We start from the raw sequence: 25,615 nt of genomic DNA, 5'->3' as shown, positions 1-25,615 counted from the left end.
CGTTGAAGAGTAGGCCCCTTGACCTTATGGCAATGTTTAAGAAATCGGTAAGCTCGCTTCTTCTGACCTTGATGGCCCTGCTTGCGGCCGGCGCGCTGGCCAGCACGGCGATCCAGATGGTCGGGGCCTTCGGCCGTTACAGCGACAGTCTCGAAACCGCGCGGCTTGCCGCCGCCGACAAGACCATCTTCCACGGCGTGCTGTCGCTGCGCAACAATCGCGGCGATGCCCAGAGCGCGCTGCTCGGCGAGGACGAGCCGCGCGCCAAGTTGGGAGCCGCGGAGAAGGCCGAGCAGGCCGGCTATGAATCCATCGCTTCGGCGCTCTCCACGATCGAATTCGACCGGCGCGACGAGCTCGCGAATACGCTAAAGCAGCGCTGGAACGAAGCCGCGCCGCAGTTCGAGTTGTTCTACGACGAAGCCAAGCGTCCGCGGGCCGAGCGCAAGATGGAGCGTACCAATGTCTGGTACGATGCCGTCACCAAGGTCATCGACACCGCGAACCTCGCCTCCACCGCGGTGTCAAACCGCGCCTGGATGAACGATCCCTACATCGCCCGCATGATTCAGGTTCGCCGCTTTGCCTGGCAGGTGCGCGACCGTTATGGGGTCCATTGTTCGTCGCTGCGCTCGAACGTCAACAGCAGCAAGCCGCTCGACGACGTTCAGAAGCGGTCGGTGGCGCAATGGGATGGCACGATCGCCTCTGGCTGGGCGGGGATGGCCGAGTTGCTGGCTGCGCCCGGCGTGACGGCGGAGCTGGTTACGGCAGCGTCGGACGCGAAGGCCAAGACCGATGGCGTCCTGAAGCAGATCGGAGAGCTCACCAGGAATTTTGACGGCAGCGGCAAGCCCGCGATGCCCGCCTCGGAATGGAATGCGCTGTGCCAGTCGCCGTTCGCGTCGATCGTCGCAGTCGCGAACACGGCGCTGGACCAGTCGATCGCGCGCGCCGAGGCCGTTCAGGCCAAGGCCCTCACCAATCTCGTCGTGCAGTCGCTCGCCTTCCTTGTGGCGCTCGCGGTGACCTTGGCCGGCGTCTATGTGGTGCGCACGCGCCTCATGCGTCCAGTGCGCGCCATTCTGGATGCCATCGCCCGCATCGGCGCGCGAGATTATGCGACACCGGTTCCGCAATCCCGGTATCCCGACGAGTTCGGCACCATGGCGGCTGCGCTCGAGAGCCTGCGCGAGAGCGCCGCGACCGCGGAGCGTCTCGGTCAGGAACGTGAATCGCAGCAGGCGCTCCAGCTTGCCCGCTCCGGCACCGTCGATGCCGCCTGCCGCAGCTTCGACGACACCGTGCAGGCCGTCATTCACAGCGTTGCCGCGTCGGCGCGGGAGCTCGATGCGACGGCGACCGATGTGCGTACGCTGGTCTCGGAATCCAGCAGCCAGACCGCGGCGGTCGCCTCCTCTGCCGAGCAGGCCACCAACAATCTCGAGACCATCGCTGCCGCGACCGAGGAGCTCTCGGCCTCCGTCGGCGAGATTTCCGCGCAGGTGCAGTCGAGCGCGCGCGAGGCCCGCGAGGCCGTGTCGCAGGCCGAGCGGACCAACGCCACGGTCGAAATCCTCGACCAGACCGCAAGCCGCATCGGCGAGGTCGTGAAGATGATCAACGCCATTGCCGGCCAGACCAATTTGCTTGCGCTGAACGCCACCATCGAGGCCGCACGCGCGGGCGAGGCCGGCCGCGGCTTTGCCGTGGTCGCCGGCGAGGTCAAGAGTCTCGCCGCGCAGACCGCGACGGCCACCGAAGAGATCTCCCGCCAGGTCGAGGAGATCCAGGGCGCGACCGGTCAGGCGGTAACCGCCATCCGTTCCATCGGCGGCGCCATCAGCGGCATCGACGAGAAGATGACCGCGATTGCGGCCGCCGTCGAACAGCAGCGGGCGGCCACCACCGAGATCTCGCGCAACTTCCAGCAGGCCGCGCAAGGCACCCGTGAGGTGACCGACACCATCGGCAGCGTCGCCAAGCTCAATCAGGAAACCGGCAACGCCGGCACGGTGCTGTCGGAATCCGTGAAGAAGATGTCGGCAGACGCCGATCGCCTCCGCGTCGCGGTCGAAGGTTTCCTCGGCGCGGTGAAGACCGCTTAACTTTCACATCCCTGTTCCAACGGAACGCGGATCGGCATTGCCGCCGATCCGCGCCCCGAGTACATCTGTCGTGCCGCGAGAGTGCGGCGTTAGATGTGCAGGAATATCAGGGATGGAGAGTTCGATGCCGGTTACGCCCCACCACAAGGCCCAGCGCCCCTATCGCGGCGTGTTCCCGGTCGCGCCCACCATCTTCGACGAGCGCGGCGAGCTCGACCTTGAGGGCCAGCGCCGCTGCATCGATTTCATGATCGATGCAGGCTCGAATGGCCTCTGCATCCTCGCCAATTTCTCCGAGCAGTTCGTGCTCACCGACGCCGAGCGCGAAACCGTGATGCATGCGGTGCTGGAGCATGTCGCGGGCCGGGTTCCCGTCATCGTCACCACGACCCATTTTAGCTCGGCCGTCTGTGCGGCGCGCAGCAAGCAGGCCGAAGCGGCCGGTGCCGCCATGGTGATGGTCATGCCGCCCTATCACGGCGCGACGTTTCGCGTGCCGGAGAAGGGCATCGTCGAATTCTTCAAGGTGCTCTCCGGCGCGATCAATATTCCCATCATGATCCAGGACGCGCCGGTGGCCGGCACGCCGCTGTCGGTCGAGCTGCTCGCCCGGCTGTCGCGCGACTTCTCCAACATCCGCTATTTCAAGATCGAGGTGCCGGGCGCCGCGGCAAAGCTCCGCAGCCTGATCGAGGCGGGCGGCAAGGATATCGAGGGCCCGTGGGACGGCGAGGAGGCGATCACGCTGCTCGCCGATCTCGACGCCGGCGCCACCGGCGCCATGACCGGCGGCGGCTATCCCGACGGCATCCGTCAGATCATCGATCCCTATTTCGCCGGCAAGCGCGAGGAAGCGAAAGCCGCCTATGAGCGCTGGCTGCCGCTGATCAACTACGAGAACCGCCAATGCGGCCTGATCGCCTGCAAGGCCATGATGCAGGCCGGCGGCGTGATCAAATCGGACGCCGTGCGCCATCCGCTCCAGCCGCTGCATCCCGCGACGCGCGCGGGGCTGCTGGAGCTGGCGAAGGAGCGGGATGCCCTGGCGCTGCGGTGGGGGAAGTAGCGGCCAATTCCCCAGTCGTCGTCCCGGCGAAGGCCGGGACCCATACCGCGTGATCTATCGGTGAACGCAGGTGTTGGTACCGCGGGAAGACTTTTACTACTAGCCTTCGCCAAACCGCTCCCTGGGGGTATGGGTCCCGGCCTTCGCCGGGACGACACCGAGTGTGAGGGGCCCTGGCCTGATCCCGCCGGCTTCCATTTGGCGGAAGGCGTCGAATTGGCGCGGCTCGGGCCGTTTCCCGCAGCCCGGCGATGACATATTGTAGGCTCGCCAACGAAGCCCGCGGAGCAGCTCAAGACATCGCGCACCAGTTCTTCATTATGCCGCTGTCCCGAGCCAGATTGGCGCGAACCGACAGAACAGGGAGGCAGTGCCATGACGATGAGGCCGGATCCCACCTTTCACGCATCGCCCAAGCTTGCGATGGAAGCACCTGCGGAGAACTTTGCCTATACGTTGCTGCTCAGTCCGGATTTCTCAAAGCCGGATGCTCTTGCGGTCATCGACGTCAAGCCGGGATCGCCGACCTATGGCCAGATCATCCACACCGTGACGATGCCCAACAAAGGCGACGAGTTTCATCACTTCGGCTGGAATGCCTGCTCTTCCGCCTTGTCGCCGCTCGCCGGACACGCCTTCATCGAGCGGCGCTATCTCATCATCCCCGGGCTGCGCTCGTCGCGGATCTACATCATCGATACCAAGCCCGATCCGACCAAAGCCAAGATCCACAAGATCATCGAACCGGAGGAAGTCTTCAAGAAGACCGGCTACTCGCGCCCGCACACCATCCATTGCGGGCCGGACGGCATCTATGTCAGCACGCTGGGCGGCGGCGGCAAGGACGGCACCAACGGACCTCCGGGCGTCTTCATCATGGATTGCGAGACGTTCGAGGTCCTTGGACGATGGGAGATCGACCGTGGCCCGCAGACGCTGCATTATGACTTCTGGTGGAATCTGCCGCGCGACTACATGGTGACGAGCGAATGGGCATTGCCGCCGCAGTTCGAGAACGGGATCGTTCCGGAAGATCTGCTGTCGAACAAATATGGCCATCGTCTCCACTTCTGGGACCTTCGCGCCCGTCGCAACGTCCAGACCATCGACCTCGGCGCCAATCATCAGATGGCGCTGGAGGTGCGGCCCGCGCACGATCCGGTTCGCGAATACGGCTTCGTTGGCGTTGTGGTCGACACCACCAACCTCGAAGCATCGATCTGGACCTGGTGGCGCGAAGGCGGAAAATTCCATGCCGAGAAGACGGCGACGATCCCTCCCGAACCTGCGCCAAAGGAGAAGCTCCCGCCGCTGCTGCAGGGATTTGGCGCCGTGCCGCCGCTGGTGACCGACATAGACCTGTCGATGGATGACCGGTTCCTCTATGTCTCGTGCTGGGGCACGGGTGAAATGCGCCAGTACGATGTGAGTGATCCGCGAAAGCCGAAGCTTGCGGGCTCGGTCCACATCGGCGGCATCGCGCGCCGCACCCCCCATCCGAACGGCAAGGCATTTGCCGCCGGTCCGCAGATGGTCGAGATCAGCCGCGACGGCAGGCGCGTGTACTGGACCAATTCGCTCTATTCCACCTGGGACGATCAGTTCTATCCCGACGGGGTTCCGGGCGTGGAAGTCATGGCCAATGTCGGCGGCAACGGCGGCCTCGAGCTCGACAAGGACTATTTCGTGAGCTTCCCCGACGGATATCGTGCGCACCAGATCAGGCTCGAGGGCGGCGATTGTTCGACGGATTCCTTTTGCTACCCGTCGGTCTAGATGGGGCGCACGCGAGCCCGGCGCTTGGCTGGCTTTGGCTCGCTCTTGTTGCGAGCGGTCTCTACCACGGGGTCAACCCGGGAATGGGATGGCCGCTCGCTGTTTCGGCCGGGCTCATGGACAAGAGCCCACGCGCGCTGTTCCGCGCGTTGTGGGCCCTGGCGGCCGGACATCTCCTGGCAACATTTCTCGTGCTGCTGCCATTCGCGTTCCTGCTCGTGCTGGCCGAGTGGCAGCGTTCGATCCAGATCAGTGCGAGCCTTCTCGTCATCGGCTTCGGTGTCTATCGGCTGATCGAGCACCGCCATCCCCGCGCGCTGGCACGAATTCCGCCAACGCAATTGGCGCTCTGGTCATTCGCCGTTGCCATTGCCCACGGCGCGGCCTTGATGCTCGTGCCGATCTATCTCGGGCTCTGCCAGGCCCTCGAGCTCGATGCCGGCCATGAGGCGGGCGCGCTGATGAAGGCAAGTCTCGGGATGGCGGTGCTGGTGTCCCTGGTGCACGTTGCCGCCATGGTCAGCGCCGGCGGATCTCTGGCGTGGCTGGTCTACCGCTATCTGGGATTGAGGTTCGTCTCGCGCAGCTGGTTCAATCTGGATGCAGTCTGGGCGACCAGCCTCGTTCTGGTTGGCGCGGTGGCGCTCGCCTTCAATCTTGCGAGCTGGCGCTGAGGTCTACCGCGCCAAAGCCCACTCGCCGATGATGCGGAAGCGCGCCTTGGTCTCGTCCTGCCTGAACAGGGCGAGGCGGTCGATCGCCAGCGTGCCCAGACGAAGCGACGCGAACCGCGTCCGCAACATCTCCAGGATCGGTCCGCGGCGCTCTGCATCCAGCCGCCCAGTCAGGGTCATGTGGAAGCGAAATTCTTCCATGACGTAGGGGTAACCCCAGCGGTCGAGATACTCGCGCTGCCGCTCGCTCAGCTTCTCCGGCCTGCGCCGCGCGCGGTCCTCCGCGGTGAGGGCGGCGCGGAAGGAATCGAACTCACGGGCGCAATCGGCGGCGAGCTGCTGGAGCGCATCGACCGGCTCGGCCGGGATGACGGCAATGAAGCCGCTGATGGTGTCGACGATCGGGCGGATGGCCGGGACCGGCCGCGCCGTTTCGGCGAATGTCGCGCAGGCCGCCATAAGCTCCGCCTCGGTGCTGCCGGGCGTCAGCGCCATCGGCGCCTTCAGCGTGGCATGGAAGCCGTATTTGCGGGGATCGGCGGAGACGTCACGCCAGTCCGGTGCAACGTGCAGCGCCTCGGGCGGAAACGGCACCTCGTCGCCGGTGTAGGCATCGTAGCCGAGCAGCTTGGCGCCGAAGCGGGTCAGCGCGCTGTCGGCGCCGGCGGCAAAATAGATCGCGTAGCGGGGAAAACCTGTCATCGCCTCAGCATAGCCAATTTATGCCGCGACGACAGCCTCGCGCGGCGCCGCCGCCGCGCTGAGCAGTCGCGTCGCATCGGTGAGATGCACGAGCTTTCCGCCTGATATCACCGCGACGAGCCGCGGCCGCAGCGGCACGGTGTCGTCGACCAGCAGGATGTCGGCGCGGCGTCCTTCGGCGAGGATGCCGCGGTCGGCAAGGCCGGTCGCGCGCGCAGGCCCCGCGGAGACCAGGCTCCAGGCCTCCGTCAGCGGCAGCACGCCATCGGCGGCGAGGCGGAACGCGGCGAGCAGTTGCGCGGGATAGTAATAGTCCGACGCCAGCACCGAGCAGAGCCCCTTTGCGATCATGTCGGATGCCCGGGTCCAGCCGGTGTGGCTGCCGCCGCGCACGACGTTCGGCGCGCCGTAGACGATGGCATCGCCGTGGCTCGCTGCCGCCCGCGCCGTCTCCTCGTTGATCGGAAACTCGGCGATGTCAGCGCCGAGCTCGCGAGACTCCCGGCGCATCGCGGGTGTCGCATCGTCATGCGAGAGCATCCGCACGTCTGCCGCGCGGGCAGAAGCAGCGAGCCGCGACACGGAGGCCGGCACGTCGGCGGGCGCGAGATCACGCGGTCGACCAGCCCGTCAAAATCCTCGCTGGACAAGCCAGTGCGCTCCACCATGCGGTTGCGCTTGCGCGGCTTGGCCATGTCGGCGACGGTGCCGTCCATGTGGTCGTTGAAGGCAAACAGGTCGACGCGGCCCTCGGCGAGCCACTGGCTGATCTCGGCCTCGGCATCGAGATTGTAGGTCTCGTGCCGCAGATGGAAGCGGGTGTCGGCAGCGAATTGCGGACGCTGCCGCTCGATCGCCTCCATCAGGCCGCGCGCATTGTCGGCGCTGCGCAGGCCCGGTTCCCACGAGCAGGTCGTGGCGTGAAACACCGTGGTGATGCCGTTGCTGATCGCCTGGCGGTCGCTGTCCGCGAGCGCGACGTCGATCGGGAAGTCCACGCCGGCGCGCGGCATCATCTGCCGCTCGAAGGCATCGCCATGCAGATCGACGATTCCCGGCAACACCAGCAGATTGCGCGCATCGATCGCGAGCCGAGCCCGGCCACGGGCGGCATCGACCCGTGCGATGTCCGTTCCGGCCACGCTGAGTGACGTCTCGACCAACTCGGTGCCGATCAGGGCCCGGCCGCCCTCAAGGAAAATGTCTGTCACGCGACCGCGCTTCGTTTGCTGGCAGGGGAGTGTGCCCGTGCTTCATACGTGGAGAGAAAATCTTCAATCCCGAGCCTGCGGAAATCGGGCAGGGCTTCACGCAATTTGTCGTGATCCCAGTCCCACCAGGCGAGCCGCGCAAGCCGTCCGGCGATCTCTTCCGAGAAGCGCCGCCTTACGATCCGCGCGGGATTGCCGGCGACGATGGTGTAGGCGGGCACGTCCTTGGTGACGATGGCGCCGGCCGCGATCACCGCGCCGGCGCCGATGTTACGGCCGGGCAGCACGATCGCGCCATGGCCGATCCAGACGTCGTGGCCGATATGGACGTGATGCTGGCGCCGCCAGTCGAAGAACTCCGTGTCGTCGCTCTCGCCGGGGAAGTAGGCGCTGGAACGATAGGTGAAGTGCGCCTGCGTCGCGCGATGCATCGGATGATTGCCGGGGTTGATACGCGTCATCGCCGCGATCGAGCAGAATTTCCCGATCGTGGTGTAGGTGATCTGTGAATCGTTCACGACATAGGAGTAATCGCCCATCGTCACGTCATGCAGGATCGTGCGCGCGCCGACCTCGGTATAGGCGCCGAGCCGGGTCTCGTGCAGCTTGGCCGAGGGATCGATGGTCGGTTGGAATGAAAGGGCTTTGCCGGCCATGTCGTATCCGAAGCGTGAGGGCGGGCGTTCCTCTTCGAGCGGCTCGATGACAATGTCATGACGCAGCGATGACAGGGGATGAGGTGTGTTGGATCGCCGCACCGCAACGTGCATGTCACAAACGTGCATGTCACACAAGTGTCAAGCGTCGGCGTTAGCGGTGGGTCCCAGCTACTCTGGAGCCCTGCATGCTGGTGGTTGAAGGTCTGACGTGCCGCTTTGGCGCAAAAGCCGCGGTGGACGACGCTTCGTTTCAAATTTCCCCCGGCGGATTCGTCGGTGTGATCGGACGATCCGGCGCCGGCAAGTCCACGCTGCTGCGGACCATCAACCGCCTGGTGACGCCGACGCAGGGCCGCATCCTGTTCGACGGCACCGACGTCACAGCGCTGCGCGGCAAGGAGCTGCGGCAGTGGCGGGCGCGCTCGGCGATGATCTTCCAGCAGTTCAACCTCGTCGGCCGGCTCGATGTTCTCACCAACGTCCTGATGGGGCGCCTCGCGACGATGCCGGCCTGGCGCTCGCTGTCGCAGACCTGGCCCGAACACGACAAGGCGCTGGCAATGTCCGCGCTCGAACAGTTCGATATCGCCGCGCTCGCCGCGCAGCGCGCCGACCAGCTCTCCGGTGGCCAGCAGCAGCGCGTCGCGATCGCCCGCGCGCTGGTGCAGCAGCCCGACATCATTCTCGCCGACGAGCCGATCGCTTCGCTCGACCCGCGCAACACCAAGATCGTGATGGATGCGCTGCTGCGCATCAACAAGCATTTCGGCATCACCGTGCTCTGCAACCTGCATTCGCTCGACTTGGCGCGCAGCTATTGCGACCGCCTGATCGGCATGGCGCAGGGCCGTGTCGTGTTCGACGGCGCACCGTCTGCGCTGACCGATCACGTCGCGCGCGAGCTCTACGATCTCGAAGCCACCGACGTCATGGGCGGCTCGCCCGTGCCGGCGCCCGAGGGCATTCCGGCGCTTGGAACGGCGGCCGCCGCCTGAGCCGCATCGCTTCTGTCGTTGCCAGTTTTTGCGTCAACCGACCCCAACCGATGAAGAGGGTATCATGATCACTCGCAGATTAGTTCTTGCCGGCGCCGCCGCGCTCGCATTCACGACCTCGGCCTCCGCCGACGACTGGAAAGCCAAATATCCCGAGCTGACCTTCGCGGTCATTCCGGCGGAAAACGCCTCGGGCGTGACCGAGCGCTGGGCGCCGTTCATGAGCTATCTCTCCAAGGAATTGGGCGTGAAGGTCACGCTGCGCATCGCCAATGACTACGCCGCCGTCATCGAAGGCCAGCGCGCCGGCAACATCCATATCGCCAGCTACGGCTCGGCCTCGTTCGCCCGCGCCCGCCTGACCGGCGTCAAGACCGACGCCTTTGCCAACGATATCAACGCCGACGGCTCGACCGGCTACTATTCGGTGTTCTTCGTCAAGGCGAGCAGCCCCTACAAGAGCATCGACCAGCTCAAGGGCAAGAACCTCGGCCTCGTCGACCCGAACTCGACGTCCGGCAACAACGTGCCGCGCTTCGAGCTCGACAAGATGGGAATCGCGGACGCCGACACCTATTTCAGCAAGGTCGTCTTCACCGGCAGCCATGAGAACGCGATCCTGGCGCTGGCGCAGGGCACGGTCGATGTCGCGGCCAACCAGTGGACCAGCGACGACGATTTGACGCTGGCGCAGATGCTGACCAAGGGCATGCTGAAGAATGCCGACGGCTCGCCGATGAAGAAGGACGATTTCCGCATCATCCACAAGTCGGCGCCGATCATCAACGGCCCCTATGCCTACAACTCCGACCTGCCGGAAGAGGCGAAGGCGGCGATCGCGAAGGCGTTCTTCGACGCGCCGGCCAAGGACAAGGCGGCCTTCGATCGCCTCCAGGACGGCCAGAAGAAGGGTTTTCATCCCGCCACCACCAAGGATTGGGACGGCACGATCGAGCTGATCAAGTTCGTCGATGCACTGCGTAAGAAGAAGGCGTCCTGAGTTTCGGGACGAGCTACTCGAGCCGGGTCGATGGACCCGGCTCTTTCTCTTTGATCGGCCACCTTTCCTGAACAGATGACCCTCGCGGTTTCGATCCTGCCCGAGCAGCAACTGGCTGCGCTGAACACCGCTTACAATCAGGCGGTCGCGCGCAGGCGGCTCCGTCTCTTGCTCGGAGTTGTGGTGTTTGCCGCCGCGCTGCTGCTCGCCGCGATCGGCGCCGAAGTGAACCTGCGCACCTTCTTCACCTATCTCGGCAACTTCGTCAGCTATTTCGATCGCATCCTCACGCTCGACAACGGCCAGCGGGTCTGGACCGATGTCGGCGAGTGGCTTTGGGGCTGGCGCAAATGGTTGAAGATGCTGGGTGAGACGCTGCTGATCAGCTATGTCGGCACACTGACCGGCGCGACCCTCGCCTTTGTCCTGAACTTCTTCGCGGCGGAAAACACCTCGCCCGCGCCCTGGCTGCGCTTTACGGTGCGGCGCCTGCTCGAATTCGCGCGCACCGTCCCGGGCATCGTCTTCGCGCTGATCTTCGTGATCGCCTTCGGGCTCGGGCCGATGGCTGGCGTGCTTGCGATCGCGATCCATTCCACCGGCGCGCTCGGAAAATTGTTCTCGGAGATCGTCGAGAACGCCGACATGAAGCCGGTCGAGGGTATCCGCTCGACCGGCGCGAGCTGGCTCTCCTGCATGCGCTTCGCCGTCGTGCCGCAGGTGACAGCGGGCTATGCCAGCTACGCGCTGCTGCGCTTCGAGATCAACATTCGCGAAGCCTCGGTGATGGGCTTTGTCGGTGCCGGCGGCATCGGCCAGGAGCTCGTCGTCGCCATCCGCAAATTCTACTATTCGGACGTCAGCGCGATCCTGCTCACCATCATCGTCACCGTCTTCGTCATCGACATCAGCACCGGCTGGCTGCGCGGCCGCCTGTTCGGCAGGGAGGCGCGGACGTGACGCGGCGGCAAGAGGTCGACACGCGAGAGCTTCGCGCGCGCTATCCTGACGTGTTCGACCGGCCCGCCTCGGCGCGGCTTGCGATGCCGGCGATGATCGTCGCGGCGTTCGCGGTCCTGGTGTACGGCCTCGTCGATCTCGACTTCTCGCCGTCGCGCTTCGTCGCAGGCCTCAGCCAGCTCGGCTGGATCAGCCTGATGATGATCCCCCCCGATCCCGGCTCCTCGCTGCCGATCTATCTGAAGGCGCTCGGCGAGACGCTGTCGATCGCCCTACTCGGCACGACGCTCGCCGCATTGTTCGCGCTGCCAGTCAGCCTGCTCGCCGCCCGCAACGTGGTGCCGTCAAACATCCTGCGCTTCCCGATCCGCCGTTTCCTCGACTCGATCCGCGGCGTCGATACGCTGATCTGGGCGCTTGTTTGGATCAATGTCGTCGGCCTGGGCCCCTTCGCCGGCGTGCTCGCCATCGCCGTGTCCGATTTCGGCGCCTTCGGCAAGTTGTTCTCGGAGGCGATCGAGGGCGCCGACCAGAAGCAGGTCGAAGGCATCCGCGCCTCCGGCGGCAGCGCACTGCACGAGATCCGCTTCGGCCTGTTGCCGCAGGTTCTGCCCGTGATTGCCGGCCAGGTGCTCTATTTCATCGAGTCCAACACCCGCTCGGCCACCATCATCGGCATCGTCGGCGCCGGCGGCATCGGCCTCCAGCTCGCCGAGCAGATCCGTGTGCTGGAATGGCAGAAGATGTCGTTCCTGATCCTGATGATCTTGGTCGCGGTCGCCGCGATCGATTTCATCTCGGGCAAGCTCCGTTTCGCGATCATCGGCCGGCGCGCGGTGGCTTAGGTTGTTCGCCTCCCTTCGCCCCTTGTGGGGGGAGGGCGCACTCTCGATGCTGCGCGAGAAGTCTACTCCATCCCCGCGCGCCGCAATCCTTCCAGATAATGCTCGCGGTCCTGCTCCAGCAGCATCGGCAGCTCGCTTGTGATCCAGGCGAGCGAGATGCCCGGCTGGGCGCGGCGCAAGCCTTCCAGCGCGGACGCGGCAAGGGCCGGATCACCCAGCATGCCGGCGGCCGCCGTCAGCACGCGATGTGCGCCGACGAAATCGGCGCGCTGCCGCATCGATTCCCGTGCCATCTGCAAGCTTGCCTCGTAATTGCGGCCGATGAACTGGGCATAGGCGGCGACCCCGCAATAGATCGCCGCGAGCGGATCGCGCGGGCTCAGCCGCAGCGCGCGGCGCGCGGCGGCATCGCCGTCCTGCCATCGTCCCGCGTAGCACAGCGTCACGCCGTAGAAGGCGTGCGCCATCGCGAAATTCGGATTGAGCCTCAAGGTCAGCTCGAACTCCGCCAGCGCGTCGTCGAAGCGGCGGCGGAACAGGTAGGTGTAGGCGAGGCCGTGATGGGCCCAGGCGTCGTCGCGATCGGCCTCCACCGCCGCAAGCGCCGCGCGTTCGGCGACCGGCACGGTCGCGGCCATGTCGGCCCAGCCCATATGCGCGCCGAAGATATGGCTGGTCGCGAGCAGGCCCAGCGCCTTGCCATAGGCGGGATCGATCGCGACGGCCTTCTCGAGCAGCCCTTGCGCGGCCGCATTGTCCTCGCGGGTGATGCGCCAGTAATGCGACAATGCGCGCATGACGAGGTCCCAGGCATCCAGGCTGCCCGGCGGCTTCTGCCCGGCGCGAAAGCTCTCGGCCGTATAGAGCTGCGGCTCGATCGCGGCGACGATCGCCTCGGTGATGTCGTCCTGCACGGCGAAGATGTCGGCAAGCTCGCGGTCGTAGCGTTCGGCCCAGAGATGGCTGCCGGTCGAGACGTCGTTGAGCTGGGCCGAGATGCGCACGCGCTCGCCGCTGCGCCGCACGCTGCCTTCGACCACGTAGCGCACGCCGAGCTCGCGCGCGACCTCGTGCATGTGCACGGCGCGGCCCTTGTAGACGAAGGAGGAGTTGCGCGCGACGACGAAGAACCAGCGCAGCTTCGACAGCGCGGTGATGATGTCCTCGCTGATGCCGTCGGAGAAATAGTCCTGCTCGCGGTCACCGCTCATATTGGTGAAGGGCAGCACGGCGATGGCGGGCCGGTCGGGCAGTGCGAGCGCCGTCTGCGGCGCCTGTATCCACCGGCCGGGTTCCGGCGCGGCCGCGGCGAGCTTGGTCTCGACGTCGCCGACGAAACGAAAACCCTTGCGCGCGATGGTTCGGATCAGCGCCTGGCTCGCGCCGTTGTCGCCGACCGCCTTGCGTGCCGCATTGATCCGGCTGGTCAGGGTGGATTCGGAGACGCTGCGCCCGTGCCAGATCTTGTCGATCAGCTCGTCCTTGCTGACCACCCGGTCGCGATTTTCCATGAGATGGACGACGAGGTCGAAAACCTGCGGTTCCACGGAAACGGGAACCTGCTCGCGGCTCAGCTCGCGCCGGTCGGTGTCCAGAAGGTGATCCCGGAACAGAAACTGCACGTCGAAAACTCAGACCTCACGACGACATCGGGGCAATGACAAAGCAAAACGGATTCCGGCCTAAGTCTGTGAGTCCACCGGGAGGCCGCTTGGTTCATCGCGATCGCAAGATGGCTGCCATGCCATTTGCGGGGAGGAATGCGGCCTCGACTGGAATGTGGCGGCTGGGGTCGGCTGTCGCAGGCCACGTACTCAATCTGATATCGCCGACCGCGCATCCCGTCACCCTGAGGTAGCCGCTTCTTCAGCGGCCCTCGAAGGGCGACGGCCCGCATCCCGGCCTGCCATCCTTCGAGGCTCTCCACGCGACGCGTCGCGTCGCATGGTTCGCACCTCCAGCGACAACCGCTTCGCGGTTGCGCGGGGATGACGGAGCCGATGGTTTGACGCGCGGCGGCGAGACCAATGCAAGACTCCGAATGTGTGATGACCCGGCATTGTCCATTGCCGAACGGCGCGGCCTGCGTAAGCTGCTTCCACACAAAACACCAACCATAAAGAAACGCCCATGCCCGCTCTCCACGCCTCGACCACCGTGCTCGACTCCATGCTGTTCCGCGACGCCTTCGGCACGCCTGAGATGCGCGAGGTGTTTTCCGATGTCGCGCTGGTTGCGCGCTATGCCGAGGTCGAGGTGGCGCTGGCGAAGGCGGAGGCCAAATGCGGCGTGATCCCGCAGGATGCCGCCGACCAGATCGCGGCGCGGACCGACGTTGCCGCGCTCGATTTCGACCTGCTCAGGCAGGAGACCGACATCGTCGGCTATCCGATCCTGCCCTTGGTGCACCAGATGGTGAAGCAATGCGGCGATGCCGGCCGTTACGTGCATTGGGGCGCGACCACGCAGGACATCATGGATACCGCCGTAGTGCTGCAATTGCGTGCCGCGCTCGAGATCGTCGAGCGCGACATCGCGGAGCTGCGAAAGATTCTCGCCGACCTCTCCAGGCGCCATCGCGATACGCCGATGGCGGGGCGCACTCATCTCCAGCAGGCGCTGCCGGTGACCTTCGGCTACAAGACCGCGATTTGGCTAGCGATGTTCGATCGCCACGCCGAGCGTCTGGCGCAATTGAAGCCGCGGGTCCTGGTGGGCGAGTTCGCCGGCGCTGCCGGCACGCTGGCCTCGCTCGGCGACAAGGGCTTTGAGGTGCAGGAGGCGCTGTGCGACGAGCTGAAGCTCGGCGTTCCCGCCTCGACCTGGCACGTCGCGCGCGACGGCTTTGCCGAGGCCGTGAACTTCCTCGCGCTCGTCACCGGCTCGCTCGGCAAGATCGCGCTCGACATCATGATCATGGCCTCGACCGAGTTCGCCGAGGTCTACGAGCCCTTCGTCAAGGGCCGTGGCGCCTCCTCGACCATGCCGCAGAAGCGCAACCCGATCTCCTCGGAACTGATGCTGGCGGCGTCCAAGGCGGTGCGCCAGCACGCGGGCCTGATGCTGGATGCGATGGTGCAGGATTTCGAGCGCGCCACCGGCCCCTGGCACGCCGAGTGGATGGCGATCCCCGAAAGCTTCGTGCTGGCCGCGGGGGCGCTGCACCAGGCGAGGTTCGCGCTCGCGGGCCTCATCGTCGACGAGGCGAAGATGAACGACAATCTCGCCATCAGCCGGGGCCTGATTGTGGCCGAAGCGGTCATGATGGGGCTCGCGCCCCAGATCGGGCGGCAGGAGGCGCATGACGTGGTCTATGACGCCTGCCGGCTCGCCAACGAGAAAGGTTTGACGCTGGCGGACGCGCTCTCGTCCGACTCGCGCGTCTCTGCCAGAATCGACCGCGCCACGATCGATGCGCTCACTTCACCGAAAAATTACCTCGGCCTTGCTCCCGCCATGGTCGACCGGGTGCTGAAATCGGCAACGCGTTGAAAACCAAGATGCGCGAAACTGCGTATCTTTCGTCGCCCCCAATACGCTCGTATACTTGTGTCTCGCGATGCTAGACTTAGATTGAGCGAGAGACTTTCGGCAGAGGACCCGGCATGACCGATCAACGCATCACCTCCACTCCTATCGATCCTGCGAAACTCGACCGGCTGGCCGAGGTGGCGGTGAAGGTGGGCCTGGGCTTGCGGCCGGGACAGGATCTGCTCCTGACGGCGCCGGCGATCGCGCTGCCGCTGGTGCGGCGGATCGCCGTTCATGCCTACAAGGCCGGCGCCGGTATCGTGACGCCGATCCTGTCGGACGAGGAGATGACGCTGGCGCGTTACCGCCACGGTCACGACAACAGTTTCGATCGCGCCGCCGGCTGGCTCTATGAGGGCATGGCCAAGGCATTCTCCGACAACACCGCGCGGCTCGCCATCGTCGGCGACAATCCGATGCTGCTGTCGGGCGAAGATCCCTCCAAGGTGGCGCGCGCCAGCAAGGCCAACTCGATGGCCTATCAGCCGGCACTGGAAAAGATCGTCAATTTCGACACCAACTGGAACATCATCGCCTATCCGAGCCCGTCCTGGGCCAGGCAGGTGTTCCCCAACGATCCCGACGACGTCGCGATCGGCAAGCTCGCGGATGCGATCTTCGCGGCCTCCCGCGTCGATCGCGAGGACGCGATGGCCAATTGGGCGAGCCACAATGCGGTGCTGCGTGAGCGCACCAACTGGCTCAACGGCCAGCGTTTCCGCGCGTTGCAGTACTCGGGCCCGGGCACCGACCTCACCATCGGCCTTGCCGACGGCCATGAATGGGAAGGCGGCGCCTCCCTGTCCAAGAACGGCATCAGCTGCAACGCCAACATCCCGACCGAAGAGGTCTTCACCACGCCGCATTGCCGCCGCGTCTATGGTCATGTCGTGAGCTCGAAGCCGCTGTCCTACCAGGGCACGCTGATCGACAACATCGCGGTGCGCTTCGAGGACGGCAGGATCGTCGACGCGAAGGCCTCGCGCGGCGCCGAGGTGCTGAACAAGGTGCTCGACACCGACGAGGGCGCGCGCCGTCTCGGCGAGGTGGCGCTGGTGCCACATTCCTCGCCGATCTCGCAGAGCGGGCTGTTGTTCTACAACACGCTGTTCGACGAGAACGCGGCCTCGCACATCGCGCTCGGCCAGTGCTATTCGAAATGCTTCGTCAACGGCGCCCAGCTCACGCCGCAGCAGATCGCCGCGCAAGGCGGCAACCAGAGCCTGATCCATATCGACTGGATGATCGGCTCGGCCGAGACCGACATCGACGGCATCCTCGCCGACGGCAGCAAGGTGCCGGTGTTCCGCAAGGGCGAGTGGGCGAAGTAGTTTGCTTCACCTCTTCCCGCTGGGGAGAGGTGAACGTCCTCGCAACAGTCTCTCCTGCCCTCATGCCGCCGCGTTGCGCAGCATCGGGTTGTTGTCGATGCTGAAGCGGTTGAACAGCGTCGTGAACGGGCTGCCGTCGGTGGCCCGCACGATGGCGTCGGAAGCAGCCACCGCCTCGTAGAGCGCACCGACCGGATCGTCCGGCTCGGGCAGGTCGAGGCCCTTGCGGATTTGCTCGCGGGCCTCGTTGATCTCATCCTCGTCGTCGAGGGTCGCCTCCAGTGCATCCGCCGCGCGCCGCATTTCCGCGAGGTCGCCGCCCGCGGAGAATTTGAGAATGTCGAGCCAGTAGGGCCGGACGACGACGAGCTGGATGAAGGCCTCGAACGTACCAGCGATAATTCCTGCGCGGCCCTCCGATGAGACGTAGAGCGCATTCTGCGACGGCAGCAGCACGAACGCGCCGCCGGAGCCGTCGCTGCCGACCTGCCGGGGGCTTTTGATGCCGTCGATGGTAAACCAGGACTCATCATCCGGCGTGAAGGAGATATCAAGGCTCCCGAGCCGGGCGACGACCTGGCTGTTGGCTGTCAGAACCTCGGGCGTGAGGGGCATCAGCACGGCTCCTTTCAGGTCACTTCGCGCATTTTGTCGCACCCCGGAAAAGATGGGTTCATGTGGGCGAATTTGCAGGGAAATCGCGGCGTTAGCTGCTTCGCACATGCAACTTGCGGCTGATTGTCGAGGCCTGCGTAAGAAAGAATTAAAAGCCGATCACTAGCGTTGCGTACATCATTGGAAACAATCCGGGCCCCGACCCGGCCAAAAACCTATTCTATCCCCTGGGGAAACAGATGTCGCGCGCATTGATTGAAATTAGTAGTTGCAATGTGGATCTCGAGCTGCGGCCGATCGAGCCGTCCTGGATCATCGAGGGCAATCCGGTGTCGCGCTCGCACATCCTGTCCACCAGTGCGGACGGTACCGCCTCGACCATCATCTGGTCCTGCACCGAAGGGCGCTTCAACTGGTACTACGACATCGACGAGACGATCATGATCATGGAAGGATCGATCGTGCTCGAAAGCGACGGCATGCCGCCGAAGCGCTACGGTCCCGGCGACGTCATCTTCTTCCGCGACGGCGCGCATGCCAAATGGCATGTCGAAGGCCACGTCAAGAAGATCGCTTTCTGCCGCAAGACCAATCCGGTGATGATCGGTTTCCTGATCCGCGTCGTCAACAAGCTCAAGCGGATGTTCGTCTCCACCGGCGAGCGCCGTCCCGCCTCGCTGATGGGCGCCGGCTAGCGCACGCCCGGACCAAGACTTTTCGAGGACGCTTCCCAGCGGCTACGACGGAAGAGGGGTCGGGACCAACATCCCGGCCCCTCTCTCGTCATGACGGAAGTGGAGCCGGTAGGTATCGGTCGCGGTCTGCGAGAACAGTGCCGTCTTCTCGGCCTCGCCCAGTGGCGCCGCGATACGCTTGAAGGCGTTGAAGATCACCTGATAGCTGCACTGGCCCTTGTCCGGCGGGAAATTGCTCTCGAACATCGCGCGCCTTGCGCCGAACGCCTCGATGCAGGTCTCGATATAGGGCCGCCAGGCCGCGGCAAGCTCCTCGGAGGACGGTGGGCTCTCGCGCAGATGGAAATCGTAGCCCAGCAGGCACATCGCGAGGCCGCCGAGCTTCACCACCACGTTCTCGCATTTGGCGATCTCGCGGATCGAGGCGCGCCATTGCGGAAACACCTCCTCGCGCCGCCCGGCAAAGCGGCCGACGCCGGCCGGACCGCCGCAATGGTCGAGCACGATCCTGGTGTCGGGGAAGGCGCGCGCGAGCTCGGTCAGCTCGCCGATCTGCGGATGGAACAGCCAGGCATCGAAGCTGAGGTTCAGCGGCGCCAGGCAGGCAAAGCCTTTGCGGAAGGTCGGATCCTGCAACAGTCCCTTCGGCCGGTTGGCGTACATGCCCGCGACGACAGGATCTTGGTCCCAGGCCGAGGAATGCCGGATGCCGCGGAAACGGCCGTTGCCCGCCGCGATCTCGGCTTCCAGCACCGGCTTGGCGGCGTCGCCCAGCAGCAGGTTCACATGGCTGACGATGCCGGCGCAGATCGCGGCCGTGCCGTAAGCACCGCTTGCGCTCATTGCGGCGACGCCGTTGGCGAACTCGACTTCGCCGACCGGCCGGAACGCCTCGGGCCCGTGCGCCCGATACATCGAGCGGCAGTCGACATAGACGGTGGCGACGATGTTGTGGCCGGAGCCGATATCCGCCGCCATCTCCTCGATCAGGTAGCGGTGCCCGCGATTCCACAGGTGATGATGGGGATCGACGATCGGCCGCGAGGGATCGATGATCTCCTCCTGATGCAGCGCGAGCCAGTCCTCGCGCGGCTCGACGAATAGCCCGCTCGTGTTGGCGGGTAGACCGCTTGCAGCCATCGGCGTTCGCTCCCTCTATGTTTTTTGTGGCGGGAGCCTACCACTTTTCTTGGAACGTGAGTCGTGATTCAAGGTCGGGATGATACCCGAAGCAAGAGAAGTCCACCTTTCGAGGAAAGATCGCAAGGTGCTTGAGGCGTGCTGTCGCTCACCGGTGACGTTGCAGCGCGATTTGAAGCGGGCGCGGATAGTTCTGTTGGCGGCGGATGGGCGCAGCACCCGGTCGATCGCCAAGGAAGTTGGGGTCCAGCCGCGGATTGTCAGCCTTTGGCGGCATCGCTATGCCGACCATGGCCTTGAAGGGCTGCAAGACAAGCCGCGGCCTGGCAAGCAGCCGATCTATACGAAGACGACCGACAAGCGGATTCTGAAGCTGCTGGATAAGCCGCCACCGCAAGGGTTTGCGCGCTGGACCGGCCCCCTGCTGGCCGAGGCGCTGGGCGATGTCGATGTCCAATATGTCTGGCGGTTCCTGCGCAGCCACAAGATTGACCTGGTGGCTCGCAAGTCCTGGTGCGAGAGCAACGACCCGAACTTTACGGCCAAAGCCGCCGATGTTGTCGGCCTCTATGTCGCGCCGCCGGCGAAGGCCATTGTGCTGTGCGTGGACGAGAAGCCCTCGATCCAGGCTTTGGAGCGAGCGCAGGGTTATCTGAAGTTGCCCAATGGCCGCGCCTTGACCGGCCAAAGCCACGATTACAAGCGGCATGGCACCACAACATTGTTTGCGGCGCTCGAAGTCGCCACCGGAAAGATCATCGCGACCCATTCAAAACGCCGGCGCCGCGTCGAGTTTCTCGATTTCATGAACAGCGTCACCGCGGCTTTTCCGAACCGCAAGCTTCACGTCATCCTCGACAACCTCAACACCCATAAAAAGAACGAGGACTGGCTCAAGGCCCACCCCAACGTGCAATTTCATTTCACGCCGACAAGTGCGTCATGGCTCAATCAGGTCGAAGTATGGTTTTCCATCTTGCAGGGGCAGTCGCTCAGCGGCACCTCCTTCACGAGCCTCAAGCAGCTTCAGGAACACATCGATGCCTACGTCAACGCATACAACGACAGAGCCGAGCCCTTCGTCTGGACCAAGAAAAAGGTCCGTCAACGCCGTTTCAAAGGCCGCCGTATCACTCAGCTCTGATTCCGGGTACTAGCATCTCGTCCTTGCGCCCGGCAGCGCGCGTTGCTCAGAGCACCATAGCAACGGCGGAGGAGGTGCGCTCCCTCTCCCGCTTGCGGGGGAGGGTTGGGGTGGGGGTGTCTCCACAGAGAGATTCCCAGTGTGGAGAGAGCCCCCACCCGCGCCTTCGGCGCGACCTCCCCCGCAAGCGGGAGAGGTTGCAGCGAACCCGTGGCCCGATCGATTCAGTCAAAATCCATTCGACTTAACCCTTGCGTCGCCTCGCCCTCACATCGACCACAAGTCGCCAATCGGCTGCGGGAGCCGGCTTGACCTCGCCGAGCCAATGGAAGGAGTCGTCCGCGATCTCCGTAAAGCTCCAGCGCGTCAGGTCGCCCGCGTCGGTCTTGCCTTCCTGCACGATGTCATCGCCGCGCGGACGGCCGATCTGCTGACGGAACACGCTGCGGCCGGGATCGAACCAGGAGATCCGCCACGCATCGATGGTCGGATCGTAGACCCGCAGCGTCGTGCCGTACCAGTTGCCGGCGATCGGAAAGGCGGGGCTGCCGCTGGGACGGGGAATGATCCAGACGTCCTGGACGGCGCGTCCCTCCAGCACCCAGCCGAAATGGATTTCGCCGGGCGCGGTGTGTTTCGTTCCATCAGGGCCGCGGGCGGAGATCTCGGCATCCCAGTCGCCGACGAAGCGGCCGTAAAGCCGGAGCGCCGCGGCGTGCTCCAAGTTCGGTCCATCCGCGTGCAACAATCTTGCAAAGTCCGTCATGTCGATCTCCTGTTGCGGGGAGATCAGCACCAATGGGCGGCAGCCGGCTTGGAGAAAATTGCGCCTCAGACGCCGTCGAGGATGATCACCGTCGGCTTCGACGGCAGCGCATCGCGCGACATGCGGAAGGAGCGCTCGAGGCGCCGGTCGATCTCGAACTGCTGGCCGATCCGGCGCATGAAGTCGTCGAGCGGGGTGGCGAAACGGTGCATCGGCAACACCACGGAGGCGCGCAGCCGCCTGGTGATCTCGGAGATGCCGTCCAGCGACATGGTGTAGGTGCCGTCGATCGGCACCATCACGATGTCGAGCCGCCCGATCTGGGCGAAATGGCTGTCGTCGAGCTTGTGGTGAAGGTGGCCGAGATGGCCGATGCAGAGGCCGGCGACCTCGAAGATGAAGATCGAATTGCCGTCGCGGATCATGTCGGTGCCGGCATCGTCGCCGAAATAGCGGCGGATGTCGGTCGTGACGTTGCGGACGAAGGTGTCGCCGATGCGCTCCGACACGATGGCAGGCTTGCCGTCCTCGCCCCAGCCGTGCAGCACATGGGGAATGCGCTTGTCCGGGTATAAGGAGTAATGCGTGCTGTGCGCCCGGTTCATGGTGACGACGTCGGGCAACCGTCCGACCTGATAGGCGCCGCTATAGTCGGTGGCGATGCGCAAGCCGCCGGGCGTGTCGATGAAATAGGTGGAATGGCCGGCATAGGTGATCTCGACCTCGGCCGCGGCTGTCGCCTGCCGGAAGGCGACCGGCATGGCGCGGGGCGCGGTGTTGGCCATCGCCAAGCATTCGCTGCGCTGGGGCTGCTGCTGAGCGAGGGCAGGCGAGAGGAGCGCGCCGAACAGCGCCAGAGCGGCCGAAACAAGTCGCCACATATCCGTCCCCGATGACTTCAGGGGAAAGTCTAGCGTGCAATGCAGCGCGGGGCCAATGGGCTTCGATCAACAGCGCGTCAGTATCGCAGCTGTCATCCGCGCCGCTTATTCGCGTCTTGGGCTGAATTTCCAGGTAATGCCGACGAGGCTCGCGGTGATCAGGCCGCTGACGACGCCGGCGAGGGGGAGGGCGAGCAGCAGCGCGGCGGTGGCGGCCCAGCCGATCGAGGAGAAGGCCTCGGCAAAGGTCGCAAGCCGCGAGGAGGTCTGGCGGCGGCGGAATTGGCTGCGCCGGGCCTGCACCCGGAACCAGAGCTGGATCGCGGTCGCGGAGGCCGCACTGATGATGATCGCACCGGCACTGACCGCGGCCTGGATCGGCGAGGCAAACGCCAGCGCCGCGACCAGCGGGCAGAAGATGACCGCGATCGCGATCAGCACCACCTCGATCTTGGCGCGGATGACGCTGGACGGCGTCAGCGGCGCGGTCGCGACGAGGTCGGGAGCGTCCTCGCCCGAGATCGTCAGCCAGGCCAGTCCGCCGGCAAGCTGTCCCGCCGCCATCACGATCACGGGTGTGATCAGCGTCAGTGCGGCAGAACTGTCGGCAAAGCTGCGCCAGAGCAGCAGCGCCGGCGGCACCAGATAGAGCAGCTGCATCAGGGTCTGCGAGATCAGCCAGGGATCGCGCCAGAGCAGCGAAAATTCCTTGCGGCGCAGCGCCTGCTGCCGCGATCCGCCGCGGAACGGGCGTTGCTTCGCGCCTCGGCGGCCGGATGTGCCGTACGCCGCGGCATCGATCGCGGTGTCGGCAAAGCGGCCCGAGAAGATCGCCATGACGCCGCCGAGCAGCACCAGCCCGAGCGCGAGAAGCAGCAACAGCGCCTCGCTGTCGCCCAGGGCCGCCCGCGCCGGCCACCACCAGATGCTGTCGACGTCGGGGGCGTGTTCGGCAAAGGTGCCGGAGGTCAGGATGGTGATGCGCGACAGCGTGCCGTAGGACATGATCGCGGCGACCTGGAGCGCGATCACGAAGCCGGCACCGATGATGGCGGCGAGGACCTGGGCCACGAAGCGCGTCCGCGCCGGACCGATCAGGCGGAACAGCAGGATGGTGACGGCAATCGCGATCGCCGCGGCCGACAGGCCCATCGCGACCACGACGCCGAACGCCGCAAGCCAGCGCGGTCCGCCGCCGATCACCAGCACGTCGATGAAGGGTGTCGAGAACAACAGCGCCAGCACCGTGACGGCGAGCGCGATCGCGGCAATGCGCACCGAGAACAGATTGGCCAGCGTCGCCGGCGAGGACATGATCAGATCGAGATCGGCGCGGGCATAAAATACCCGCGTCACCGATTCGATCGCCTGCGACAGCATCAAGGTCCAGGCCAGAAAGATCGTCGCGGTGATCACGATCAGCGAGGATTTGTCGAGCGGCAGTTGCAGGTCGGCGACGCGGCCGATCACGGCCCAGGCCGGCACGTGCAGGAGCGCTGCGAACAGAAGCAGGCCGATGACGGCGACGCGCGTCCGCTTGCGCCGGCCGCCGGTCATCATGGCGAGCCATTCGCGCCAGGCGAGCCGGAGCTCGTGGCGGGCAAACCAGGTCAGCGCGGTCGCCGAGCTCATGCGGCTTCCTGGAGCGTCACCAGCGCGATGAAGAGATCTTCCAGGCTGGTGTCGGCATGGCCGTTCTGCTGGCGCAGCTCAGTGAGCGTGCCTTCGGCGACCAGGCGGCCCGAGGCGATCACGCCGATGCGGTCGGCCATGCGCTCGGCGACCTCGAGGATGTGCGTGGTCATGATCACGGTGCAGCCGGCGCGGACGCGCTCGCTCAACAGCCCCTTCACATGGCGGGCGGAGACGGCGTCCAGCCCCGTCAGCGGCTCGTCGAGGATGATGAGGCGGGGATCGTGCACCAGCGCGCCGGCCAGCGCCACCTTCTGGCGCATGCCCTTGGAAAAGCCCTCGCAGCGCTCGTGCCGGTGCGGCTCGAGCCCGAGCGAGCTGAGCAGCCCCTCGGCGACCGGTTCCGAGGCGGAAGGCGCGATGCCCCAGAGCCCGGCGACGAATTCGAGGTACTCCAGCGGCGTCAGCTTGTCGTAGATCATGGGCTCGTCGGAGACCCACGCCATCACCTGCTTGGCGGCGACCGAATTTTGGAGCGCATCGATGCCGAAGATCGAGACCGCGCCGGCGTCGGGCCGCAAGAGGCCCGCAACCATGCGCAAAGTGGTGGTCTTGCCAGCGCCGTTGGGGCCGACCAGGGCGTAGAATTCACCGGCGTGAACTGTGAGGTCGAGGCCGTCGACCGCCGGACGGTCAAAACGCTTCGTTAACCCTCGGACTTCGAGCGCCGAGCTGTCCGGCTTCATGACGGCCTCACCATCCGGTTTTGCATCGCCCGCGACCATGACCCGAAGATGTTTCGGCGCGGTGAATCGCACTGCCGCAAATTCCGTCATCCGTCTTGGACTAAAGGCAAGTCACCGTTTGTTGACAGCGCTTGGCGGTTCAGGCTGAATTGGCACCGGGACAAATGGCGCTGACGCAGCGAAACGACTGCGTAGCGACTGGACACAAGATGCGACGAGGCGATCGAAGAACCGCCGGTTGCGTCAGGAGGAAGCGCGGCGATGCTGGATTTCGTTCAGCAGCTGGTCAGCGGTGTTGCGCTCGGCTGCGTCTACGGCCTGATCGCGCTCGGCTTCGTGCTGGTCTACAAGGCGACCGAGGTCGTCAACTTCGCCCAGGGCGACCTGATGATGCTGGGCGGCTTCTTCGCCTTCACCTTCATCGGCATGATGGGCCTGAACTACTGGATCGGCTTTGCCGGTGCGGTGGCCGCGATGGCGCTGTTCGGCATGCTGGCCGAACGCGTGGTGGTGCGGCCGATCCTCGGCTATCCGCAATTCTCCATCATCATGGCGACCATTGGGCTCGGCTACTTCCTGCGCTCGATCGCCGGCATGATCTGGGGCACCGATGATCTGAAGATCGAGACGCCGTTCAGCCAGGGCGTGCTGCGGATCGGCTCGCTGGTGCTCGCCTACGACAAGCTCTCGGTGATCGCGGCGACGATGATCCTGTGCACGCTGCTCTGGCTCTTCTTCAACAAGACCACGCTCGGCACCGCGATGCGCGCCAGTTCCGAGAACATGCTGGCGGCCTATTACATGGGCATCCCGGTCAAGCGCGTGGTGTCGATCGTCTGGGCGATCAGCGCGGCGGTCGCGACCTGCGCCGGCGTGCTGCTGGCGCCGATCACCTTCATTCACTCCAATGTCGGCCTCGTGCTCGGCCTCAAGGCATTCCCCGCCGCGGTCCTCGGCGGCTTCGGCTCGATCCCCGGCGCGGTGGTCGGCGGCGTCCTGATCGGCGTGATCGAGAGCATGGCCGGCTTCTATCTGGCCGAGGGCTGGAAGGACGTCGCGCCCTACGTCGTGCTGCTCGCCGTGCTGCTGCTCAAGCCCGAAGGCCTGTTCGGCCTTCACGTCCGCAAGAAGGTCTGAA

The 25,615-nt window shown here is 65.3% G+C and carries 22 protein-coding genes and 1 pseudogene; 13 read left to right on the top strand and 10 right to left on the bottom strand.

Annotated elements, in window-relative coordinates; translation table 11 throughout:
- Positions 1 to 26: 26 nt before the first annotated feature.
- The 4 genes from ACFLEY_RS38040 to ACFLEY_RS38025 all read left to right on the top strand — a co-directional run bounded on the left by ACFLEY_RS38040 (position 27) and on the right by ACFLEY_RS38025 (position 5,624).
- Complete coding sequence (locus ACFLEY_RS38040) at positions 27 to 2,108, top strand: methyl-accepting chemotaxis protein (RefSeq protein WP_060908946.1); 2,082 nt, start codon at positions 27 to 29, stop codon at positions 2,106 to 2,108.
- A 124-nt stretch (positions 2,109 to 2,232) separates the two neighbouring features.
- Positions 2,233 to 3,174 carry a dihydrodipicolinate synthase family protein gene (locus ACFLEY_RS38035; RefSeq protein WP_211433668.1) on the top strand — a complete coding sequence of 314 codons (942 nt, stop codon included), beginning with the start codon at positions 2,233 to 2,235 and terminating at the stop codon, positions 3,172 to 3,174.
- A gap of 375 nt (positions 3,175 to 3,549) precedes the next feature.
- A complete protein-coding gene (locus ACFLEY_RS38030; protein ID WP_060908945.1) occupies positions 3,550 to 4,950 on the top strand; it encodes a selenium-binding protein SBP56-related protein in 1,401 nt (466 codons plus the stop codon).
- A gap of 83 nt (positions 4,951 to 5,033) precedes the next feature.
- Positions 5,034 to 5,624 (top strand): hypothetical protein, encoded by a 591-nt coding sequence (locus ACFLEY_RS38025; RefSeq protein WP_082755489.1) that lies wholly within the window; start codon positions 5,034 to 5,036, stop codon positions 5,622 to 5,624.
- 3 nt (positions 5,625 to 5,627) lie between these two features.
- On the opposite strand, the gene ACFLEY_RS38020 is transcribed toward ACFLEY_RS38025, so the two are convergent.
- From ACFLEY_RS38020 to ACFLEY_RS38010, 3 genes and pseudogenes are all read right to left on the bottom strand, one after another.
- Entirely contained in the window at positions 5,628 to 6,326 is a 699-nt protein-coding gene (locus ACFLEY_RS38020) for a DUF1045 domain-containing protein (protein ID WP_060908943.1), read from the bottom strand.
- An 18-nt stretch (positions 6,327 to 6,344) separates the two neighbouring features.
- A pseudogene (locus ACFLEY_RS38015) lies at positions 6,345 to 7,537 on the bottom strand (alpha-D-ribose 1-methylphosphonate 5-triphosphate diphosphatase).
- Positions 7,534 to 8,193: a chloramphenicol acetyltransferase gene (locus ACFLEY_RS38010; protein ID WP_060912709.1), complete on the bottom strand. Its 660-nt coding sequence runs from the start codon at positions 8,191 to 8,193 to the stop codon at positions 7,534 to 7,536. Before ACFLEY_RS38010 ends, ACFLEY_RS38015 begins: the two are co-directional and overlap by 4 nt.
- A 188-nt stretch (positions 8,194 to 8,381) precedes the next feature.
- On the opposite strand from ACFLEY_RS38010, the gene phnC reads away from it, so the two are divergent.
- The 4 genes from phnC to phnE (ACFLEY_RS37990) all read left to right on the top strand — a co-directional run bounded on the left by phnC (position 8,382) and on the right by phnE (ACFLEY_RS37990) (position 11,996).
- Positions 8,382 to 9,191 carry a phosphonate ABC transporter ATP-binding protein gene (phnC, locus tag ACFLEY_RS38005; RefSeq protein ID WP_011090670.1) on the top strand — a complete coding sequence of 270 codons (810 nt, stop codon included), beginning with the start codon at positions 8,382 to 8,384 and terminating at the stop codon, positions 9,189 to 9,191.
- Positions 9,192 to 9,255: 64 nt separating this feature from the next.
- Positions 9,256 to 10,191, top strand: a complete 936-nt coding sequence (gene phnD / locus ACFLEY_RS38000) for a phosphonate ABC transporter substrate-binding protein (protein ID WP_060908941.1) — start codon at positions 9,256 to 9,258, stop codon at positions 10,189 to 10,191.
- Between the two features lie 75 nt (positions 10,192 to 10,266).
- Complete coding sequence (gene phnE, locus ACFLEY_RS37995; RefSeq protein WP_060908940.1) at positions 10,267 to 11,151, top strand: phosphonate ABC transporter, permease protein PhnE; 885 nt, start codon at positions 10,267 to 10,269, stop codon at positions 11,149 to 11,151.
- Entirely contained in the window at positions 11,148 to 11,996 is an 849-nt protein-coding gene (gene phnE, locus ACFLEY_RS37990) for a phosphonate ABC transporter, permease protein PhnE (RefSeq protein ID WP_396604368.1), read from the top strand. Before phnE (ACFLEY_RS37995) ends, phnE (ACFLEY_RS37990) begins: the two co-directional genes overlap by 4 nt.
- Positions 11,997 to 12,058: 62 nt before the next feature.
- Here the strand turns inward: phnE (ACFLEY_RS37990) and ACFLEY_RS37985 are convergent, their stop codons facing one another.
- A complete protein-coding gene (locus ACFLEY_RS37985; protein ID WP_211433669.1) occupies positions 12,059 to 13,618 on the bottom strand; it encodes a winged helix-turn-helix domain-containing protein in 1,560 nt (519 codons plus the stop codon).
- Positions 13,619 to 14,126: 508 nt separating this feature from the next.
- Between ACFLEY_RS37985 and pcaB the strand changes: the two genes are divergently transcribed.
- Both pcaB and ACFLEY_RS37975 read left to right on the top strand, forming a co-directional pair.
- Complete coding sequence (pcaB, locus tag ACFLEY_RS37980; protein WP_011090665.1) at positions 14,127 to 15,488, top strand: 3-carboxy-cis,cis-muconate cycloisomerase; 1,362 nt, start codon at positions 14,127 to 14,129, stop codon at positions 15,486 to 15,488.
- A 113-nt stretch (positions 15,489 to 15,601) separates the two neighbouring features.
- The gene (locus tag ACFLEY_RS37975) at positions 15,602 to 16,858 is read left to right on the top strand and encodes an aminopeptidase (RefSeq protein WP_060908937.1); all 1,257 of its coding nucleotides are present in this window, start codon (positions 15,602 to 15,604) and stop codon (positions 16,856 to 16,858) included.
- A gap of 60 nt (positions 16,859 to 16,918) precedes the next feature.
- On the opposite strand, the gene ACFLEY_RS37970 is transcribed toward ACFLEY_RS37975, so the two are convergent.
- Positions 16,919 to 17,473 carry a hypothetical protein gene (locus ACFLEY_RS37970; protein WP_060912708.1) on the bottom strand — a complete coding sequence of 185 codons (555 nt, stop codon included), beginning with the start codon at positions 17,471 to 17,473 and terminating at the stop codon, positions 16,919 to 16,921.
- A 239-nt stretch (positions 17,474 to 17,712) separates the two neighbouring features.
- Between ACFLEY_RS37970 and ACFLEY_RS37965 the strand changes: the two genes are divergently transcribed.
- Complete coding sequence (locus tag ACFLEY_RS37965; RefSeq protein ID WP_038966115.1) at positions 17,713 to 18,168, top strand: cupin domain-containing protein; 456 nt, start codon at positions 17,713 to 17,715, stop codon at positions 18,166 to 18,168.
- Between the two features lie 42 nt (positions 18,169 to 18,210).
- Here ACFLEY_RS37965 and ACFLEY_RS37960 read toward each other — a convergent pair whose 3' ends face one another.
- Entirely contained in the window at positions 18,211 to 19,308 is a 1,098-nt protein-coding gene (locus ACFLEY_RS37960; RefSeq protein ID WP_396604367.1) for an amidohydrolase family protein, read from the bottom strand.
- A gap of 79 nt (positions 19,309 to 19,387) precedes the next feature.
- On the opposite strand from ACFLEY_RS37960, the gene ACFLEY_RS37955 reads away from it, so the two are divergent.
- A complete protein-coding gene (locus ACFLEY_RS37955) occupies positions 19,388 to 20,452 on the top strand; it encodes an IS630-like element ISRj1 family transposase (RefSeq protein WP_026192128.1) in 1,065 nt (354 codons plus the stop codon).
- Between the two features lie 244 nt (positions 20,453 to 20,696).
- On the opposite strand, the gene ACFLEY_RS37950 is transcribed toward ACFLEY_RS37955, so the two are convergent.
- The 4 genes from ACFLEY_RS37950 to ACFLEY_RS37935 all read right to left on the bottom strand — a co-directional run bounded on the left by ACFLEY_RS37950 (position 20,697) and on the right by ACFLEY_RS37935 (position 24,477).
- Positions 20,697 to 21,218, bottom strand: a complete 522-nt coding sequence (locus ACFLEY_RS37950) for a hypothetical protein (protein ID WP_028173713.1) — start codon at positions 21,216 to 21,218, stop codon at positions 20,697 to 20,699.
- 65 nt (positions 21,219 to 21,283) lie between these two features.
- Complete coding sequence (locus ACFLEY_RS37945; RefSeq protein WP_060908935.1) at positions 21,284 to 22,099, bottom strand: MBL fold metallo-hydrolase; 816 nt, start codon at positions 22,097 to 22,099, stop codon at positions 21,284 to 21,286.
- A gap of 105 nt (positions 22,100 to 22,204) precedes the next feature.
- Complete coding sequence (locus ACFLEY_RS37940; protein ID WP_060908934.1) at positions 22,205 to 23,731, bottom strand: hypothetical protein; 1,527 nt, start codon at positions 23,729 to 23,731, stop codon at positions 22,205 to 22,207.
- Positions 23,728 to 24,477, bottom strand: coding sequence for an ABC transporter ATP-binding protein (locus tag ACFLEY_RS37935; protein WP_060912707.1), 750 nt, complete (start codon positions 24,475 to 24,477; stop codon positions 23,728 to 23,730). Before ACFLEY_RS37935 ends, ACFLEY_RS37940 begins: the two co-directional genes overlap by 4 nt.
- Before the next feature lie 261 nt (positions 24,478 to 24,738).
- On the opposite strand from ACFLEY_RS37935, the gene ACFLEY_RS37930 reads away from it, so the two are divergent.
- Entirely contained in the window at positions 24,739 to 25,614 is an 876-nt protein-coding gene (locus ACFLEY_RS37930; protein ID WP_028173717.1) for a branched-chain amino acid ABC transporter permease, read from the top strand.
- The last annotated feature ends 1 nt before the right edge of the window (position 25,615 follow it).

Source organism: Bradyrhizobium sp. YCK136 (assembly GCF_044570075.1).
GTDB lineage: Bacteria > Pseudomonadota > Alphaproteobacteria > Rhizobiales > Xanthobacteraceae > Bradyrhizobium > Bradyrhizobium diazoefficiens.
The sequence above is the reverse complement of the archived record's forward strand: the minus strand, read 5'-3'. Positions and strand labels throughout refer to the sequence as shown.

Bases quoted from the DNA above. Each gene is read 5' to 3' on its own strand.
- phnC (WP_011090670.1), top strand. From the start codon at position 8,382: ATGCTGGTGGTTGAAGGTCTGACGTGCCGCTTTGGCGCAAAAGCCGCG.
- phnE (WP_060908940.1), top strand. From the start codon at position 10,267: ATGACCCTCGCGGTTTCGATCCTGCCCGAGCAGCAACTGGCTGCGCTG.
- ACFLEY_RS37955 (WP_026192128.1), top strand. From the start codon at position 19,388: ATGATACCCGAAGCAAGAGAAGTCCACCTTTCGAGGAAAGATCGCAAG.
- ACFLEY_RS38010 (WP_060912709.1), bottom strand. From the start codon at position 8,193: ATGGCCGGCAAAGCCCTTTCATTCCAACCGACCATCGATCCCTCGGCC.
- ACFLEY_RS37960 (WP_396604367.1), bottom strand. From the start codon at position 19,308: ATGGCTGCAAGCGGTCTACCCGCCAACACGAGCGGGCTATTCGTCGAG.
- ACFLEY_RS37940 (WP_060908934.1), bottom strand. From the start codon at position 23,731: ATGAGCTCGGCGACCGCGCTGACCTGGTTTGCCCGCCACGAGCTCCGG.
- ACFLEY_RS37970 (WP_060912708.1), bottom strand. From the start codon at position 17,473: ATGCCCCTCACGCCCGAGGTTCTGACAGCCAACAGCCAGGTCGTCGCC.
- pcaB (WP_011090665.1), top strand. From the start codon at position 14,127: ATGCCCGCTCTCCACGCCTCGACCACCGTGCTCGACTCCATGCTGTTC.
- ACFLEY_RS37930 (WP_028173717.1), top strand. From the start codon at position 24,739: ATGCTGGATTTCGTTCAGCAGCTGGTCAGCGGTGTTGCGCTCGGCTGC.
- ACFLEY_RS38040 (WP_060908946.1), top strand. From the start codon at position 27: ATGGCAATGTTTAAGAAATCGGTAAGCTCGCTTCTTCTGACCTTGATG.
- ACFLEY_RS38035 (WP_211433668.1), top strand. From the start codon at position 2,233: ATGCCGGTTACGCCCCACCACAAGGCCCAGCGCCCCTATCGCGGCGTG.
- ACFLEY_RS37975 (WP_060908937.1), top strand. From the start codon at position 15,602: ATGACCGATCAACGCATCACCTCCACTCCTATCGATCCTGCGAAACTC.
- phnD (WP_060908941.1), top strand. From the start codon at position 9,256: ATGATCACTCGCAGATTAGTTCTTGCCGGCGCCGCCGCGCTCGCATTC.
- ACFLEY_RS38025 (WP_082755489.1), top strand. From the start codon at position 5,034: ATGGGATGGCCGCTCGCTGTTTCGGCCGGGCTCATGGACAAGAGCCCA.
- ACFLEY_RS37945 (WP_060908935.1), bottom strand. From the start codon at position 22,099: ATGTGGCGACTTGTTTCGGCCGCTCTGGCGCTGTTCGGCGCGCTCCTC.
- ACFLEY_RS37950 (WP_028173713.1), bottom strand. From the start codon at position 21,218: ATGACGGACTTTGCAAGATTGTTGCACGCGGATGGACCGAACTTGGAG.
- ACFLEY_RS38020 (WP_060908943.1), bottom strand. From the start codon at position 6,326: ATGACAGGTTTTCCCCGCTACGCGATCTATTTTGCCGCCGGCGCCGAC.
- ACFLEY_RS37935 (WP_060912707.1), bottom strand. From the start codon at position 24,477: ATGAAGCCGGACAGCTCGGCGCTCGAAGTCCGAGGGTTAACGAAGCGT.
- ACFLEY_RS38030 (WP_060908945.1), top strand. From the start codon at position 3,550: ATGACGATGAGGCCGGATCCCACCTTTCACGCATCGCCCAAGCTTGCG.
- ACFLEY_RS37965 (WP_038966115.1), top strand. From the start codon at position 17,713: ATGTCGCGCGCATTGATTGAAATTAGTAGTTGCAATGTGGATCTCGAG.